General features: G+C 72.9%; 11 protein-coding genes, 3 pseudogenes and 1 riboswitch. Of the genes and pseudogenes, 10 read left to right on the top strand and 4 right to left on the bottom strand.

Annotation, left to right across the window (positions count from 1 at the left end; genetic code table 11):
* Positions 1–610: 610 nt before the first annotated feature.
* Genes BM536_RS31085 through BM536_RS31065 form a run of 5 tightly spaced genes read left to right on the top strand, consistent with a single transcriptional unit; the run spans position 611 to position 7,691 of the window.
* Entirely contained in the window at positions 611–2,131 is a 1,521-nt protein-coding gene (locus BM536_RS31085) for an aldehyde dehydrogenase family protein (protein ID WP_094103779.1), read from the top strand.
* 56 nt (positions 2,132–2,187) lie between these two features.
* Positions 2,188–3,717 carry a GMC family oxidoreductase gene (locus BM536_RS31080; protein WP_094103778.1) on the top strand — a complete coding sequence of 510 codons (1,530 nt, stop codon included), beginning with the start codon at positions 2,188–2,190 and terminating at the stop codon, positions 3,715–3,717.
* Positions 3,717–4,796, top strand: a complete 1,080-nt coding sequence (locus BM536_RS31075) for a quaternary amine ABC transporter ATP-binding protein (RefSeq protein WP_073497951.1) — start codon at positions 3,717–3,719, stop codon at positions 4,794–4,796. Before BM536_RS31080 ends, BM536_RS31075 begins: the two co-directional genes overlap by 1 nt.
* On the top strand, positions 4,796–6,736 hold the full coding sequence (locus BM536_RS31070) for an ABC transporter permease (protein WP_094103777.1): 1,941 nt from the start codon (positions 4,796–4,798) through the stop codon (positions 6,734–6,736). The genes BM536_RS31075 and BM536_RS31070 overlap by 1 nt, the downstream gene beginning before the upstream one ends.
* Before the next feature lies 1 nt (position 6,737).
* Entirely contained in the window at positions 6,738–7,691 is a 954-nt protein-coding gene (locus BM536_RS31065) for an ABC transporter substrate-binding protein (protein WP_073497949.1), read from the top strand.
* Positions 7,692–7,704: 13 nt separating this feature from the next.
* On the opposite strand, the pseudogene BM536_RS31060 reads toward BM536_RS31065, so the two are convergent.
* Together BM536_RS31060 and BM536_RS31055 are read right to left on the bottom strand one after the other, a co-directional pair.
* Positions 7,705–8,471, bottom strand: a pseudogene (locus tag BM536_RS31060) (isocitrate lyase/PEP mutase family protein).
* 46 nt (positions 8,472–8,517) lie between these two features.
* Positions 8,518–9,057: a carboxymuconolactone decarboxylase family protein gene (locus BM536_RS31055; RefSeq protein WP_079275205.1), complete on the bottom strand. Its 540-nt coding sequence runs from the start codon at positions 9,055–9,057 to the stop codon at positions 8,518–8,520.
* 47 nt (positions 9,058–9,104) lie between these two features.
* On the opposite strand from BM536_RS31055, the pseudogene pdxR reads away from it, so the two are divergent.
* From pdxR to BM536_RS31030, 4 genes and pseudogenes are all read left to right on the top strand, one after another.
* Positions 9,105–10,489, top strand: a pseudogene (gene pdxR, locus BM536_RS31050) (MocR-like pyridoxine biosynthesis transcription factor PdxR).
* Between the two features lie 297 nt (positions 10,490–10,786).
* Positions 10,787–10,875, top strand: a riboswitch (ZMP/ZTP riboswitch).
* A 44-nt stretch (positions 10,876–10,919) separates the two neighbouring features.
* Positions 10,920–12,371, top strand: a complete 1,452-nt coding sequence (locus BM536_RS31040) for a glycine hydroxymethyltransferase (RefSeq protein WP_094103776.1) — start codon at positions 10,920–10,922, stop codon at positions 12,369–12,371.
* A 78-nt stretch (positions 12,372–12,449) separates the two neighbouring features.
* On the top strand, positions 12,450–13,463 hold the full coding sequence (gene trpS, locus BM536_RS31035) for a tryptophan--tRNA ligase (protein ID WP_073497954.1): 1,014 nt from the start codon (positions 12,450–12,452) through the stop codon (positions 13,461–13,463).
* Between the two features lie 184 nt (positions 13,464–13,647).
* Entirely contained in the window at positions 13,648–14,226 is a 579-nt protein-coding gene (locus BM536_RS31030; RefSeq protein ID WP_073497945.1) for a 2'-5' RNA ligase family protein, read from the top strand.
* Positions 14,227–14,258: 32 nt separating this feature from the next.
* On the opposite strand, the gene dprE2 is transcribed toward BM536_RS31030, so the two are convergent.
* The gene (gene dprE2 / locus BM536_RS31025) at positions 14,259–15,014 is read right to left on the bottom strand and encodes a decaprenylphospho-beta-D-erythro-pentofuranosid-2-ulose 2-reductase (protein ID WP_073497943.1); all 756 of its coding nucleotides are present in this window, start codon (positions 15,012–15,014) and stop codon (positions 14,259–14,261) included.
* A gap of 29 nt (positions 15,015–15,043) precedes the next feature.
* Positions 15,044–16,393 carry a decaprenylphosphoryl-beta-D-ribose oxidase gene (dprE1, locus tag BM536_RS31020; protein WP_094103775.1) on the bottom strand — a complete coding sequence of 450 codons (1,350 nt, stop codon included), beginning with the start codon at positions 16,391–16,393 and terminating at the stop codon, positions 15,044–15,046.
* A 174-nt stretch (positions 16,394–16,567) separates the two neighbouring features.
* On the opposite strand from dprE1, the pseudogene BM536_RS31015 reads away from it, so the two are divergent.
* Positions 16,568–17,098, top strand: a pseudogene (locus tag BM536_RS31015) (phosphatase PAP2 family protein).
* The last annotated feature ends 54 nt before the right edge of the window (positions 17,099–17,152 follow it).

The raw sequence follows: 17,152 nt of genomic DNA, 5'->3' as shown, positions 1-17,152 counted from the left end.
CCGTCCGCGACGATCCGTCCCTGGCGGAGCGGCGCGAAGGAACCCGGTGCGGCGCCGCGGCACCGGATCAACCGGTCGGTCGGATCCAGGACCACCGTGCCGTCCGCCGTCATGCCGCCCGCCGTCATGCCGTCCGCCGTCATGCCGTCCGCCGTCATGCCGTCCGCCGTCATGCCGTCCGCGGACCGGCGGACCGGCGGACCGGCGTACCGACGCCACGCACGAGGCCGCCTCCTCGCCGGACGCCGCCACGGCCTCGAAGCAGCCCACCGTTCGACCCGTGCCGGGGGGCTGCCGGTCGTCGCCCACGATTCCTGACCCGGGGTCCTGCCCGACCCGTACGCCGCACGTCTCGCCCGGTTCGTCCGCCGGGTCCCCTACGGCCGAGACGGCTTCGTCGGCTCCTGGAGCAGCGGCCCCAGCGGCCCCAGCGGCCCGAGGGACGACGGCCCGGCTTTGACCCCTTCTGTCCGCATTTTCAGTGACGCGGCGCACTTTCGGCCATGGATCGCGCATGCAATCGGGGGCGAAGGGCATGCGCTCACGGTCCCGGTGGGTGACAGGAGTGTCACGCACAGGCACCGAACAGGAACGGAAGGCAATCCCGACCATGGCGGACAGCACAGAACTCCAGGCGCGGAAGACCATCTGCGCGGGCGGCGAATGGCGCGAAGCCGTCTCCGGCGCCACGCGCGAGATCCTCGACCCCGCGGACGCCCTGCCGTTCGCCCTGGTCGCGGAGGGCGACGAGAAGGACACCGATCTGGCGGTGGCGGCGGCCCGGCAGGCCTTCGACCACGGCGGCTGGCCGCGCACCCCCGTCACCGAGCGCGCCGCGCTGCTGCGCCGCGTCGCCGCACTCCTCGTACGCGACCGTGAGGAACTCGGTCTGCTGGAGAGCCGGGACGCGGGCAAGACCGTCGAGGAGGGCCGCGTCGACATCGACTGTGTCGCCGACGCCTTCCGCTACTTCGCCGACCTCGTCGCGGGGGAGGCCCCCGGCCGGGTCGTCGACGCGGGCTCGCCCGACATCCACAGCGTCGTCGTCCATGAACCGGTCGGCGTGTGCGCACTGATCACCCCCTGGAACTACCCCCTCCTCCAGGCCAGTTGGAAGATCGCCCCGGCGCTCGCCGCCGGCAACACCTTCGTCGTCAAGCCCAGCGAGATCACCCCGCTGACGACGATCGCCCTCATCGGCCTGCTCACCGAGGCCGGACTGCCCGCCGGGGTCGCCAACATCGTCACCGGCCCCGGCCACACGGTCGGCGCCCGCCTCGCCGAGCACCCCGACGTCGACCTGGTCTCCTTCACCGGCGGCCTGGCCAGTGGCACCAAGGTCGCGCGGGCCGCCGCCCCGAGCGTCAAGAAGGTCGCCCTCGAACTCGGCGGCAAGAACCCCAACGTCGTCTTCGCCGACGCCTGCGCCACCGAGGACGGCTTCGACACCGCCGTCGACCAGGCCCTCAACGCGGCCTTCATCCACAGCGGCCAGGTCTGCTCGGCGGGCGCCCGCCTCATCGTCGAGGAGTCCGTCCGCGACCGCTTCGTCACCGAACTCGCCCGCAGGGCCGGGCGGATCCGCCTCGGCCGCGGTACCGAGGACGGCGTCGAGTGCGGCCCCCTCGTCTCCGCGCAGCAGCGCGCCAAGGTCGAGGCGTACGTCGAGTCGGCGCTCGCCGAGGGCGCGGTGCTGCGCTCCGGCGGCAAGCGTCCCGACGCCTCCCCGCAGCGGCCGGAGAACGGCTACTTCTACGAGCCGACCGTCCTCGACCACTGCCACCGCGAGATGCGCGTCGTCCGCGAGGAGGTCTTCGGCCCGGTCCTCACCGTCGAGACCTTCCGCACCGAGGACGAGGCGGTCGCCCTCGCCAACGACACCGAGTACGGCCTCGCGGGCGCCGTCTGGACCACCGACGCGGGCCGTGCCCGCCGGGTCGCCGGCCGGCTGCGGCACGGCACCGTCTGGATCAACGACTTCCACCCCTACCTCCCGCAGGCGGAGTGGGGCGGCTTCGGCAAGAGCGGCGTGGGCCGCGAACTGGGCCCGGCCGGACTCGCCGAGTACCGCGAGACCAAGCACGTCTACCAGAACCTCGCACCGAAGCCCGTCCGCTGGTTCGCGGGCTGACCCGCACACCGACGCGCCCCCTCACCCCACCCGCCGTCCCCCACCCGGAGTCCCCCATGCCAGAGACCCCCCACGTCTACGACTACGTCGTGATCGGCGGTGGCACCGCCGGCTCCGTCATAGCCTCCCGCCTCACCGAGAACGCCGACGTCACCGTCGCCGTCATCGAGGGCGGCCCCAGCGACGTCGGCCGCGACGACGTCCTCACCCTGCGCCGCTGGATGGGCCTGCTCGGCGGCGAACTCGACTACGACTACCCCACCACCGAACAGCCGCGCGGCAACTCCCACATCCGGCACAGCCGCGCCCGCGTCCTGGGCGGCTGCTCCTCGCACAACACCCTCATCGCCTTCAAGCCGCTCCCCTCCGACTGGGACGAGTGGGAGGCGGCCGGCGCCCACGGCTGGGGCGCGGCCGCCATGGAGGCGTACTACGCCCGCCTGCTGAACAACATCGTCCCGGTCGACGAGAAGGACCGGAACGCCATCGCCCGCGACTTCGTCGACGCGGCCCTCGCGGCACTCGGGGTACCCCGCGTCGAGGGCTTCAACCGGAGGCCGTTCACCGACGGTGCCGGCTTCTTCGACCTGGCCTACCACCCCGAGGACAACAAGCGCTCCAGCGCCTCGGTGGCCTATCTGCACCCGGTCATGGACGAGCGCCCGAACCTCCGCATCCTCCTGGAGACCTGGGCGTACCGGCTGGAGCTGGACGGCACCCGGGCGACGGGCGTGCACGTACGCGCGCGGGACGGCGAGGAGTTCGTCGTACGGGCGCGCAACGAGGTCGTGCTGTGCGCGGGCGCCGTCGACACGCCCCGCCTGCTCCTGCACTCCGGCATCGGACCGAAGGCCGACCTGGACGCCCTCGGCATACCCGTCGCCCACGACCTGCCCGGCGTCGGCGAGAACCTCCTCGACCACCCCGAGTCGGTGATCGTGTGGGAGACGCACGGCCCGATCCCCGAGAACTCCGCGATGGACTCCGACGCGGGCCTCTTCGTGCGCCGCGACCCCGAACACGCGGGCCCCGACCTGATGTTCCACTTCTACCAGATCCCCTTCACGGACAACCCGGAGCGCCTCGGCTACGAACGGCCCCCGTACGGCGTCTCGATGACCCCCAACATCCCGAAGCCCAAGAGTCGCGGCCGGCTGTACCTGACCAGCCCGGACCCCTCCGTGAAGCCCGCCCTGGACTTCCGCTACTTCACCGACGAGGACGACTACGACGGCCGCACCCTCGTCGACGGGATCAGGATCGCCCGCGAGATCGCGCGGACCGAACCGCTCGCCGGCTGGCTCAAGCGCGAGGTCGCCCCCGGCCCGCACATCACGGGCGACGAGGAGCTGAGCGAGTACGCCCGCAAGGTCGCCCACACCGTCTACCACCCGGCGGGCACCTGCCGGATGGGCGCGGTCGACGACGAACTGGCCGTCGTCGATCCCGAGTTGCGCGTCCGCGGCCTGGACGGCCTGCGCGTCGCCGACGCCTCCGTGTTCCCGACCATGACCGCCGTGAACCCGATGATCGGCGTGCTGATGGTCGGGGAACGAGCCGTCGACCTGATCGGGGGCGGTGCGTGATGACCGTGCTCCCCAACACCCCGGTGTTCTCCGTCGAAGGCCTCTGGAAGGTCTTCGGCCCCAAGTCCGAACGCGTCCCGCTCGACCCCGAGCTGGCCGCCCTCCCGGCCGCCGAGCTGCGCTCCCGCACCGGCTGCACGGCCGCCGTGCGGGACGTCTCCTTCGACGTGCGCAAGGGCGAGGTCTTCGTCGTGATGGGCCTGTCCGGCTCCGGCAAGTCCACCCTCGTGCGCTGTCTGACCCGGCTGATCGAGCCGACGGCCGGCGCCATCGCCGTCGACGGCGAGGACGTCCGCGCGATGGACCGCACCCGGCTGCGCGAACTCCGCCGCCACCGCGCCGCGATGGTCTTCCAGCACTTCGGCCTCCTCCCGCACCGCACCGTCCTCGACAACGTGGCCTACGGCCTGGAGATCCAGGGCGTCGGCAAGGCCGAGCGCCGCGAGCGCGCCCGCGAGGTCGTCACCAAGGTCGGCCTGGAGGGCATGGAACACCGCAGGCCGGGCCAGCTCTCCGGCGGCCAGCGCCAACGCGTCGGTCTGGCGCGGGCACTGGCGGTGGACCCGGAGGTCCTCCTCTTCGACGAGCCGTTCAGCGCGCTCGACCCGCTGATCCGGCGGGACATGCAGGAGGAGGTGATCCGCCTGCACCGCGAGGAGGGCCGCACGATGGTCTTCATCACGCACGACCTGAACGAGGCGCTCAAGCTCGGCGACCGCATCGCCCTGATGCGCGACGGTCGGGTCGTCCAGCTCGGCACCCCGGAGGAGATCGTCGGCTCGCCCGCCGACGACTACGTCCGCGAGTTCGTCCGTGACGTGCCCCGCGAGCAGGTCCTCACCGTCCGCACGGCCATGCGCGCCGCGACCCACGCGGAAGCGGGCACCGGCGCGGCCGTCACCCCCGACGCCACGGTCTCCGAGGCCATCGAGGCCGTCGCCCGCACCGGCACCCCGGCCCGGGTGATGGACAACGGCCGCTGCCTCGGAGTGGTCGACTCGGACGCCCTGCTGGGGGTCGTGGCGGGGGCGGCACCCGGCGCCGCCGCGGGGGCGGAACCCCGTAAGGAGGCGGTCTGATGGCGACGGTCACCGCACCGGCCCTCCGGGCCACCCTCCCCGGCGTGCTGAAGCACCGGGCCGTCCGCAAACTGCTCCTCCTCGCCCTCGTCGCAGCGGTCCTCGCCCCCCTCGCCCACGCCCGCTGGCACAGCGGGACCTGGCCGGCCGCCCTCACCGTCGACCTGACCGACCCGCTGACCCACGTCAGCGACTGGATCATCGACAACCGCGACAGCCACCCCCTGTTCCTCTACTTCTTCGGCCACATCAGCAACGGCGTCGTCCTCTCCGTACGCGCCGTCTACCTGTTCCTGCTGGCCGCGGGCTGGGCCGGCGTCACCGCGCTGGCCGCGTTCGTCGCCTGGCGCACTGCGGGCGTACGGCTGGCGCTCGGCACCGCCGCCGCGTTCCTGACCTGCGGTCTGCTCGGCATGTGGGTGCCGACCATGCAGACCCTCGCCCTCATGGTGGTCGCGGTCCTCGCCTCCGTCGCCGTGGGCGCGGTCCTGGGCCTCGCCGCAGGCCTCTCCGACCGTATGGACCGCGCCCTGCGCCCTGTCCTGGACACCATGCAGGTGCTGCCGGCCTTCGCCTACCTGCTCCCCGTCGTCCTGGTCTTCGGCATCGGCGTCCCGGCGGCCGTCCTGGCCACCGTCGTGTACGCGGCCCCGCCGATGGCCCGCCTCACCTCGCTCGGTCTGCGCGGCGCGGACAAGGAGGTCCTGGAGGCGGTCGAGTCGCTCGGCGCCACCGCCCGCCAGCGCCTGCTGACCGCCCGCATCCCGCTGGCCCGCAGGGAACTCCTCCTCGGCCTCAACCAGACGATCATGATGGCGCTGTCGATGGCGGTCATCGCGTCGGTGATCGGCGGCGGCGGTCTCGGTGACCGCGTCTACCAGGCGCTGGCCTCGGTCGACGTGGGCGCGGCCCTCGCCGCCGGCATCCCCATCGTGCTGCTCGCGGTCGTCCTGGACCGGGTGACGGCCGCCGCCGGACGCGGCACCGAGCCGGCCCACGGGCGCCCCACGACGTACGCGCTGCTCGCCGCCGCCGTGGCCGTCGCCGTCGCCGTACGGCTGGCCGGCCGGCTCGACTGGCCGGACGCGTGGACGGTCGCCGTCGCCGAGCCGGTCAACCGTGTCGTCGACTGGATGACCGACCACCTCTACTCGGGGGTGCCGGTGATCGGCGGCACCGCCGACTGGGCGGGCCGGTTCACCACCTGGGTCCTGGACCCGGTCCGCGACGGCCTCCAAGGGCTGCCCTGGTGGTCGGTGCTGCTGCTGGTCGCCGCGCTCGCCTGGCTGATCGGCACCTGGCGCACCGCGCTGACCGCCGTCCTCGCCATGGCCGCGATCGGTGTGCTCGGCGTGTGGGAGCCGTCCATGGACACGCTGTCGCAGGTCCTCGCCGCGGTCGCCGTCACTCTCGTGCTGGGCTTCGCGACCGGTGTCGCGGCGGCCCGCGACGACCGCGTCGAGCGGTTGCTGCGCCCCGTCCTGGACGTCTTCCAGACGATGCCGCAGTTCGTGTACCTGATCCCGGTCGTCGCCCTGTTCGGCGTCGGCCGCGCACCGGCCGTCGCCGCGGCCGTCGTGTACGCGCTGCCCGCCGTCGTCCGCATCACCACACAGGGTCTGCGCCAGGTCGACCCGGCCGCCCTGGAGTCCGCCCGCTCGCTCGGCGCCACCGGCGGCCAGCAACTGCGCCAGGTCCAGCTCCCACTGGCCCGGCCCGCGCTGCTGCTGGCCCTCAACCAGGGCGTCGTCCTGGTCCTCGCCGTCGTCATCATCGGCGGCCTGGTCGGCGGCGGCGCCCTCGGCTACGACGCCGTCTTCGGCCTCGCCCAGGGCGACCTCGCGACCGGTCTGGTGGCCGGCGCCGCGATCGTCTGCCTCGGCCTGATGCTCGACCGCGTGACCCAGCCGGCCGACCGGCGCGCGAAGAAGGGAGCCTGACATGCGACTCCGTACGACCACCGCGGCCGCGGCGGCGGGCCTGCTGCTGCTGACCGGCTGCGGCGCCGCCGACATGACCGAGCAGGCCTCGCCCTTCGCCAACGCCCAGGGCGCGAGGACGGTGACCCTGTCCGTCCAGTCCTGGGTGGGCGCGCAGGCCAACGTGGCCGTCGCCCGGTACCTCCTGGAACACGAACTCGGCTACCGCGTCGACACCGTCCAGGTCGACGAGGTGCCCGCCTGGGACGCCCTCAGCCAGGGCCGCGTCGACGCGCTCCTGGAGGACTGGGGCCACCCCGACCAGGAACAGCGCTACGTCGTCGACAAGAAGACCATCGCGCGCGGCGGCGACCTCGGCGTCACCGGACACATCGGCTGGTACGTCCCCACGTACTTCGCCAAGGCCCACCCGGACGTCACCGACTGGAAGAACCTGAACAAGTACGCCTCGCAGTTCCGCACCCCGGAGAGCGGCGGCAAGGGCCAGCTGATGGACGGCTCCCCGTCGTACGTCACCAACGACAAGGCGCTGGTGGAGAACCTGAACCTGGACTACCAGGTCGTCTTCGCCGGCTCCGAGGCCGCGCAGATCACCCAGATCCGCCGGTTCGCCCAGGAGAAGAAGCCCTTCCTGACCTACTGGTACTCCCCGCAGTGGCTGTTCGAGAAGGTCCCGATGACCGAGGTGAAGCTGCCCGCGTACGAGGACGGCTGCGACGCCGACCCGGAGAAGGTCGCCTGCGGCTATCCGCGGACCCCGTTGCAGAAGTACCTCAACGCGGACTTCGCGAGGACCGGCGGCAAGGCGGCGGCCTTCCTGAAGAAGTTCAGGTGGACCACCGAGGACCAGAACATGGTCTCCCTGCTGATCGCCGACCGGAAACTCACCCCGGAGGAGGCGGCGAAGAGGTGGGTGGACAGCCACGAGTCGACCTGGCGCACGTGGCTGTCCTGACGACGGACCCCGGCTAGCGCATGCGGGCGGCGATCTCCGCGGCCGCCGCCGTCGCCCGCCGTTGCAACCCGGGTCCGAACGTGACCCGGGTGGCCCCGAGTTCGCCGAGTTCGGCGGGCGAGGGCCCTCGTCGATCCGCGCCAGCACATTGACCGGCGCCCGCGTCCCGGACCGCAGCAGCGGCAGTACGGCGACGGGGGCGCCGATCGGATACACGCAGTCGGCGCCGGCCTCGACGTACAGCGCGGCCCGCTCGATGGCCCTGGCCGGGTCGGACTCGCCGCGGAGGAAGGTGTCGATCCGCGCGTTCACGAAGAGCTGGTCGGCGGCGGCCGACCGCACCTCCGCGAGCCAGTCGGCGTGCGCGTGCGCGTCCTTGAGGACACCCCCGTCGGAGTCCTTGCCGGAATATCTGCCCGAGTTCCTGCCGGAGTTCCTGTGGGAGTCCTCTAGGTTGCAGCCCACCGCACCCGCCTCCAGCAGCCGTTCGACCAGCTCCTTCGGCGGCAGGCCGTAGCCGTCCTCGACGTCCGCCGACACCGGTACGTCCACGGCGCGGGCGATCCGCGCGACCGCCGCGAACATCTCCTCGGGCGGTGTCTCCCCGTCCGCGTGGCCGAGCGAGGCGGCGACCCCGGCGCTCGGGACGGCCAGCGCCGGGAATCCGGCGTCGGCGAGGGCGCGGGCGCTCGCCGCGTCCCACGGCCCCGGCAGGACCAACGGGTCGTCGGGGAGCCGCCCACGGTGCAGGGCGCGGAAGGTGTCGGCCTTGGTCACCATGACGTGCTCCCCGGTGAGGCGTCGCGGGCGCCGGTCCCGGGGCCGATCACCGGTGCTGCCCCGGCTGGTAGTGCCCCGGCACCAGCCGGCAGGTCACGCCGAACCGGTTCCACGCGTTGATCACCGTGATGGAGGCGATCAGCTGCGCCAGCTCTGCCTCCTCGAAGTGCTTGGCGGCCCGCTCGTAGACCGAGTCCGGCACGAAGCTGTCCGTCAGGACGGTCACCGACTCCGTGAGTGCCAGCGCCGCCAGCTCCCTCTCCGTGTAGAAGTGCCCGGACTCCTCCCAGGCGCTGAGCTGCACGATCCGCTCGACGCTCTCCCCGGCCGCGAGGGCGTCCTTGCTGTGCATGTCCACGCAGAGCGCGCAGCGGTTGATCTGCGAGGCGCGGATCTTCACCAGCTCCAGCAGCTTCGCGTCGAGGCCCTTCCGGGCGGCCGCGTCCAGCCGGACCATCGCCTTGTAGACCTCGGGAGCCAGCTCGGCCCAGGCCAGCCGGGGGGTGTGCTCGGGGGCGTATTCCACGGTCGTCGTGCTGTCGGATCCGTTCGCGATGCCGTCGTTCGTGATGCCTTCGTTGGTCATGTCGTCGACCCTAGGAGCGAGGCTGCCCACGGGTATGGTCCATTTCCATGGCGAAATCGTGGGCCACTCTGGGTGTCGACCTGCACCTCGAACCGACCGGTCCCGGCGTGCGGCGCGGCCTGACCGACGCCCTGCGGGAGGCCGTCCGCGGCGGCCGGCTGGCCCCCGGCACCCGGCTGCCCTCCTCCCGCGTCCTCGCCGCCGACCTCGGCGTCGCCCGCAACACCGTCGCGGAGGCGTACGCGACCTGGTCGCCGAGGGCTGGCTGACCGCGAGACAGGGCTCCGGCACACGCGTGGCGGACCGGCCGGTGGTCCCGCCGACCGGTACGGCACGGGCGCCCAGGGAACGCCACCGCCCGGCGTACGACCTGCGCCCCGGCACCCCCGACCTCGCCTCCTTCCCGCGCGCCGAATGGCTCAAGGCCGCCCGCCGCGCCCTCACCGCCGCCCCCAACGAAGCCCTCGGTTACGGCGATCCGCGCGGCCGAGTCGAACTGCGCACCGCCCTCGCCGGCTACCTCGCCCGTGCCCGCGGCGTCCGCACGGACCCCGGACACGTCCTCGTCGTCGCCGGGTTCGCGCACGGACTCCAGGTGCTCGGCAAGGTCCTGCGCGCCCGCGGCGTCCACACGGTCGCCGTCGAGTCGTACGGCCTCGACGAGCACGAGAAGCAGCTCACGGCGGCCGGACTGCGGACCGTCCCGCTGCCCTTCGACCGCCTCGGCACCGACCCCGACGGGCTGAACGACGCCGGAGCGGTTCTCCTGACCCCCGCCCACCAGTTCCCGATGGGTGTCCCCCTGCACCGCGACCGGCGGGCGGCCGTCGTGGACTGGGCGCGCCGCACCGGAGGACTGGTCCTGGAGGACGACTACGACGGCGAGTTCCGCTACGACCGCCAGCCCGTAGGCGCCCTCCAGGGCCTCGACCCCGACCACGTCGTCCATCTGGGCACCGCCAGCAAGTCCCTCGCGCCCGCCCTGCGGCTCGGCTGGGCCGTACTCCCGCCCGGCCTCGCCGAGCAGGCCGCCCGGGCCAAGGGCGGCATCGACACCTGCGGCGTTCTGGACCAGCTGACCCTGGCCGAGTTCCTCACCTCCGGCGCCTACGACCGCCACGTCCGCTCGGCCCGCCTGCGCTACCGCCGTCGCCGTGACGCCCTGGTCACGGCCCTGGCCGAGCACGCCCCCGAGGCCCACGTGACCGGTATCGCGGCCGGTCTGCACGCCGTGGTCAGCCTCCCGCCCGGCACCGAACAGTCGGTGCTCCAGGCAGCGGCCTGGCAGGGCCTGGCCCTGTACGGCCTCTCCTACTTCCGCCACGAATCGGCCCGCACGGCCGTCCTGGACGCCCTGGTCGTCGGCTACGGCACCCCACCGGACCACGCCTGGGCAGGAGCCCTGAACGCGCTCTGCAGGGTGCTGCCGTGACCACGGGACGGCGCGCCCCGCGGCGGCCGCCTTCTCGGTGGCACCCTCCGGCGCCTCCCCGAAGAGGGCCGGCGCCCCGTCCAGCACGCGCCCGGCGGCGAACCGCCACTGCCGCACCGCCCGCGGGCACAGCGCCGCCCCGCCGTCCGGGCCCGGTTCCGCCGCCCGTGCGGTCGTCGCCTGCGACACCGTCGCCGCCCCGAAGCGGACGGCCGAAAACCGGGCGCGCACCCTGTCGAAAGGCACGGACAGGGACTCCGGGGGTGACGGCCGGCGTCCGGCGGGCCCGGTAGGCTGACGGCGGGCCGTGACTGGCGCGCTGGGATGGGACGGACCATCGGGGAGCGGCCCGGAGTGACCGAGTGCCGTGCGCCTGGGCCAGACCGAGACCGTGACCGCTTGCACGCCACGCCACCCGGAGGCCGATGTCATGTCAGAGCAGCAGCCCCTCTCCACCGAGTCCACCGCCTTCCGCGCCTCCCTCGACGTGATCCGCGCCGTCGAGCCGCGCATCGCCGACGCGATCGGGCAGGAGGTCGCCGACCAGCGCGAGATGCTCAAGCTGATCGCCTCCGAGAACTACGCCTCCCCGGCCACCCTCCTCGCGATGGGCAACTGGTTCAGCGACAAGTACGCCGAGGGCACCGTCGGCCGCCGCTTCTACGCCGGCTGTCGCAACGTCGACACCGTCGAGTCCCTCGCCGCCGAGCACGCCCGCGAACTCTTCGGCGCCCGCCACGCCTACGTCCAGCCGCACTCCGGCATCGACGCCAACCTGGTCGCCTTCTGGGCCGTCCTCGCCGACCGCGTCGAGGCGCCCTTCCTGGAGAAGACCGGCGCCCGGCAGATCAACGACCTCTCCGAGGCCGACTGGGCCGAACTGCGCCGGGCCTTCGGCAACCAGCGCATGCTCGGCATGTCCCTGGACGCCGGCGGCCACCTCACCCACGGCTTCCGCCCCAACATCTCCGGCAAGATGTTCGACCAGCGTTCCTACGGCACCGACCCGGCGACCGGCCTGATCGACTACGACGCCCTGCGCGTCTCGGCCCGCGAGTTCAAGCCGCTCATCATCGTGGCCGGTTACTCCGCCTACCCCCGCCTGGTGAACTTCCGCATCATGCGGGAGATCGCCGACGAGGTGGGCGCGACCCTGATGGTCGACATGGCGCACTTCGCCGGCCTCGTCGCGGGCAAGGTGCTGACCGGCGACTTCGACCCGGTCCCGCACGCCCAGATCGTCACGACCACCACCCACAAGTCGCTGCGCGGCCCGCGCGGCGGCATGGTCCTGTGCGACGACTCCCTCAAGGACCAGGTCGACCGCGGCTGCCCGATGGTCCTCGGCGGCCCGCTCCCGCACGTCATGGCCGCGAAGGCGGTGGCCCTGGCCGAGGCCCGGCAGCCCGCCTTCCAGGACTACGCCCAGCGCGTCGTCGACAACTCCCGTGCGCTGGCGGACAGTCTGATGCGGCGCGGTGCCAACCTCGTCACCGGCGGCACCGACAACCACCTCAACCTGATCGACGTCGCCTCCTCCTACGGCCTCACCGGCCGGCAGGCCGAGACGGCCCTGCTCGACTCGGGCATCGTCACCAACCGCAACGCCATCCCCGCCGACCCCAACGGAGCCTGGTACACGTCCGGCATCCGCATCGGCACCCCCGCGCTGACCACGCGCGGCCTCGGCGCGGCCGAGATGGACGAGGTCGCGGCCCTGATGGACCGCGTCCTGACGACGACCGAGCCGGGCACGACCAAGTCGGGCGCCCCGTCGAAGGCCTCCCACGTCCTCGACGAGAAGGTCTCCGACGAGATCTCCCGGCGCGCGACCGACCTGGTCGCGGGCTTCCCGCTGTACCCGGAGATCGACCTCGGCTGACACCGGTGTCCCGGGCGGCCCGCAGGGCTGCCCGGGACCCGTTCCGGGCGGTCCCCGCGCTCTGAGACAATGGTGGGCATGGCGAATGACCGACCTCGCGTGCTCTCCGGAATCCAGCCCACCGCAGGCTCGTTCCACCTCGGCAACTACCTCGGTGCCGTCCGTCAGTGGGTGGCCCTCCAGGAGTCCCACGACGCGTTCTACATGGTCGTCGACCTGCACGCGATCACGGTTCCGCAGGACCCGAAGGAGCTGTCCGCCAACACCCGGCTGGCCGCCGCGCAGCTGCTCGCGGCGGGGCTCGACCCGGACCGGTGCACGCTCTTCGTGCAGAGCCACGTTCCCGAGCACGCCCAGCTGGCCTGGGTGATGAACTGCCTCACCGGCTTCGGCGAGGCCTCCCGCATGACCCAGTTCAAGGACAAGTCGGCCAGGCAGGGCGCCGACCGCGCCTCGGTCGGCCTGTTCACGTACCCGATCCTCCAGGTCGCGGACATCCTGCTGTACCAGGCCGACGAGGTGCCGGTCGGCGAGGACCAGCGTCAGCACATCGAGCTGACCCGCGACCTCGCGGAGCGCTTCAACGGCCGCTTCGGCGACACCTTCACGATCCCGAAGCCGCACATCCTGAGGGAGACGGGCAAGATCTACGACCTTCAGGAGCCGTCGATCAAGATGAGCAAGTCGGCGTCCACGCCGAAGGGGCTCATCAATCTGCTCGACGAGCCGAAGGTCACCGCGAAGAAGGTCAAGAGCGCGGTCACGGACACCGACACGGTCATCCGCTACGACGCCGAGAACAAGCCGGGCGTGAGCAACCTCCTCGGCATCTACTCGACCCTGACCGGCACCAGCGTCGCCGAGCTGGAGCGGCAGTACGAGGGCAAGCTGTACGGCGCCCTCAAGACGGACCTCGCCGAGGTCGTCGTCGACTTCGTCACGCCGTTCCGGGACCGTACCCAGCAGTATCTGGACGACCCGGAGACGCTCGACTCGATCCTGGCCAAGGGCGCGGAGAAGGCCCGCGCCGTCGCCGCGGAGACGCTGTCGCAGACGTACGAGCGGGTGGGTTTCCTGCCCGCCAAGCACTGAGGGCGCGCACCGCACACATGTTCCACCGGGCAGAGCGCTGCACATCACTTCCGCTGCGCCTGCCCCCAGCCCGGTCGTGGCCGTACAGTCGATAGCCGTACGACTGAGTACGAAAGCCGTACGGCCGGGCACGAACCGGCACCGGGCGGGCGCCCGGCACATCCGACGCGACGAAGGAGACGACGTGGGGTCCGTAACGATCGGTGTGTCGATCGCGGTCCCGGAGCCTCACGGCAGCCTGCTCCAGGAGCGGCGCGCGGGCTTCGGCGACGCCGCGGCCCATGGCATCCCCACGCACGTCACGCTGCTGCCGCCGACCGAGATCGACGACAGTGCCCTCCCGGTCGTCGAGGCGCACCTGTCCGCGGTGGCCGAGGCAGGCCGCCCGTTCCCGATGCGGCTGTCCGGCACCGGCACCTTCCGGCCGCTGTCGCCGGTGGTGTACGTGCAGGTGGTCGAGGGCGCCTCGGCCTGCGCCTGGCTGCAGAAGCAGGTCCGTGACGCCTCCGGGCCCCTCGCCCGCGACCTCCAGTTCCCCTACCACCCGCACGTCACGGTGGCGCACGGCATCGACGAGGCGGCGATGGACCGCGCGTACGAGGACCTCGCCGACTACCGGGCCGAGTGGTCCTGCACCGGCTTCGCCCTCTACGAGCAGGGCGCCGACGGCATCTGGCGCAAGCTCCACGAGTACACCTTCGGCGGCCCGGTCGTGCCCCCGCAGGCCGCCCACGTGGACCGCGGTTCCCTCCCCACCCGCTGAGCCGGGCGAGAGGCCCCGCACACCCGAGCCCCCTACACCGGCAGCCTGCGGAACAGCCCGCGCGGCAGATGCCGCAGCCCGGACATCACCACGCGCAGCACCCCCGGCACCCACACCGTCTCCGAGCGGCGCCGCAGCCCCAGCTCGACGGCTGCCGCGACCTCCTCGGGGGTGGTGGCCAGCGGCGCCTCCTCCAGCCCGGCGGTCATCCTCGTCCGGACGAAGCCGGGGCGTACGACCATGACGTGGACGCCCGTCCCGTGCAGCGCGTCGCCCAGGCCCTGGGCGAAGGCGTCCAGGCCGGCCTTGCTGGAGCCGTAGATGAAGTTGGCGCGGCGGGCCCGCTCGGCGGCGACGGAGGACAGCACGACCAGGGAGCCGTGGCCCTGTGTCTGGAGCGCGCGGGCGGCGATCAGGCCCGCCGACACCGCGCCCGTGTAGTTGGTCTGCGCGACGCGCACGGCGGCCACCGGATCGCGTTCGTCGCTCGCCTGGTCGCCCAGGACGCCGAAGGCGAGCAGCACCAGGTCGATGTCGCCCTCCGCGAACACCTTGCCGAGCACGCTCTCGTGCGACTCGGTGTCGAGGGCGTCGAAGGCGACGGTGCGGACGTCGGCGCCGAGGGCGCGCAGGTCGGCGGCGGCCGACTCCAGGGCGGGCGTGGGACGTCCGGCCAGCCGGACCGTGCGGGTGCGGCGCGCGATCAGCCGGCGCGCGGTGGCGAGCGCGATCTCGGACGTGCCTCCTAGGACGAGAAGGGACTGGGGGAGGCCGAAGGCGTCCTTCACGACTGCTCCTGGGGGTTCGGAGGGTGGTTCTAGAGGGTGAGTCGGCGCGCGAGGTCGGACACGAACACCCCGCGGGGGTCCAGCTCCGCGCGCAGCGTGCGGAAGTCGTCCAGCCGCGGGTACATCGCGGCGAGCAGGTCCGGGCGCAGCCGGGAGTCCTTGGCGAGGTAGACGCGGCCCTGGGCGGCGGCGACCTCCGCGTCGAGTTCGTCGAGGAAGGCGCCGAGGCCGGGCAGGTTCGCCGGGATGTCCAGGGCCAGCGTCCAGCCGGGCACGGGGAAGGAGAGCCAGCCGGGGTCGGCGTCCCCGAACCGTTTGAGGACGGCGAGGAAGGACGGGCAGCGGTGCCGCGCGATACGGCCCACGATCCGGCGCAGGGTCTCCTCCCGGCCGTGTCCGACGACGAACTGGTACTGCACGAAGCCGCCGCGGCCGTAGACGCGGTTCCAGTGCGGGACACCGTCGAGGGGGTGGAAGAAGGCGGACAGCCGCTGGAGTTCGCCGGTACGCGCGCGAGGGGCCCTGCGGTACCAGAGTTCGTTGAACAGGCCCACGGTCCGGCGGGTGAGCAGCCCCTGGGGGACGTACGCGGGCGGGGCCGGGAGCCGGGCGGGGCGGAAGGACAGCGGGGTGCTGCGCGCGCGTGCGGGAAGCGCGGCGAGGGGCGCGTGGTCGCCGCGGGTGAGGACGGCGCGGCCGGTGGCGGCGCCGCGGGCGAGGAGGTCGATCCAGGCGACCGAGTAGCGGTAGCGGTGGTCGGTGGCGGTGAGCCGGGCCATCAGGTCGTCGAGGTCGGTCGCGCGCTCGGTGTCGACGGACATGAGGGTCGTCCGGACGGGGTGGAGCCGGACGGTGGCGGTGAGGATCACGCCGGTCAGGCCCATGCCGCCCGCGGTCGCGTCGAAGAGGGCGGTGCCGGGGCGGACCGTGCGCACCGTGCCGTCGGCGGTGAGCAGTTCCAGCGAGACGACGTGCCGGGAGAAGGAGCCGGACACGTGGTGGTTCTTGCCGTGGATGTCGGCGCCGATCGCCCCGCCGACGGTCACGTAGCGGGTGCCGGGGGTCACCGGCACGAACCAGCCCAGCGGCAGCAGGACTTCCATGAGGTGGTGCAGGGAGACGCCCGCGTCGCACAGGACGCTGCCGCCGGACACGTCGATGGCGTGGATCTGGTCGAGGCCCGTCATGTCGAGGACCGCCCCGCCGGCGTTCTGCGCCGCGTCCCCGTACGCCCGCCCCAGGCCCCGGGGGATGCTTCCGCGCGCCCCCGCGTCCCGGACGGCGGTCACGGCCTCCTCGTACGTCCTGGGACGGATCAGACGGGCGGTGGAGGGAGCGGTGCGGCCCCACCCCGTGACGGAAACGGTCTCGGCAGGCATGTCGGTGACCGTATCGCCCCTCAGTAAGCGATTAGTTTTGAAACATTCCACTCTCCCCGAAATGGGTGATTAATGGGATGTCGCCCAATATTGCCGGAGTTCCGGTGAACCCGACGTGAACAGTGGATCCACATGGACGACCTGGAGACCGGCATGGACGACATGGAGACCGGCATGGACGACCGGGAGACCGGCATCGACCGCCGCATCCTCACGGCGATCCGCGCCCGTGGCGCCGATCCGCGCGTGGCGGCCGCCGCACGCGCCCTGTCCGGTGCCGGCGAGCACGGCGCGCTGTGGATCGCGGCGGGCCTCGCGGGAGCCACCGTCGACGCGCCCGGCGTGGCGCCTGGCTGCGCGCCACCGCGCTCACCGCGGGCGCCCACCTCGCCAGCATGGGCGTGAAGCGGGTCGTGCGCCGTCCGCGTCCCCCGCATGTCGAGCCCCTGGTCCGCACCGCCGGACGGCACTCCTTCCCCAGTTCGCACGCGACCTCGGCCGTGGCCGCCGCCGTCGCCTACGGCGCCCTCGGCGCGTACGCCGTGCCCCCGCTCGCCGCCGCGATGTGCCTCTCACGCCTGGTCGTCGGCGTGCACTACCCCTCCGACGTGGCCGCGGGAGCCGCCCTCGGGGCGTCGCGGCGCGCGTCGCGCCCGCTGGATGAAAGCAGGCGCGCACGGCGTCCGGGGAGGCGCTCATGACTGAGGCCGTGCCCCTCACCGAGACCCACCGCCCCACAGAGGCACGCCCCCCCGGAAC

The sequence above is a fragment of the Streptomyces phaeoluteigriseus genome (assembly GCF_001896135.2).
Lineage (GTDB): Bacteria > Actinomycetota > Actinomycetes > Streptomycetales > Streptomycetaceae > Streptomyces > Streptomyces phaeoluteigriseus.
This window is presented reverse-complemented; position numbering and strand designations above follow the sequence as displayed.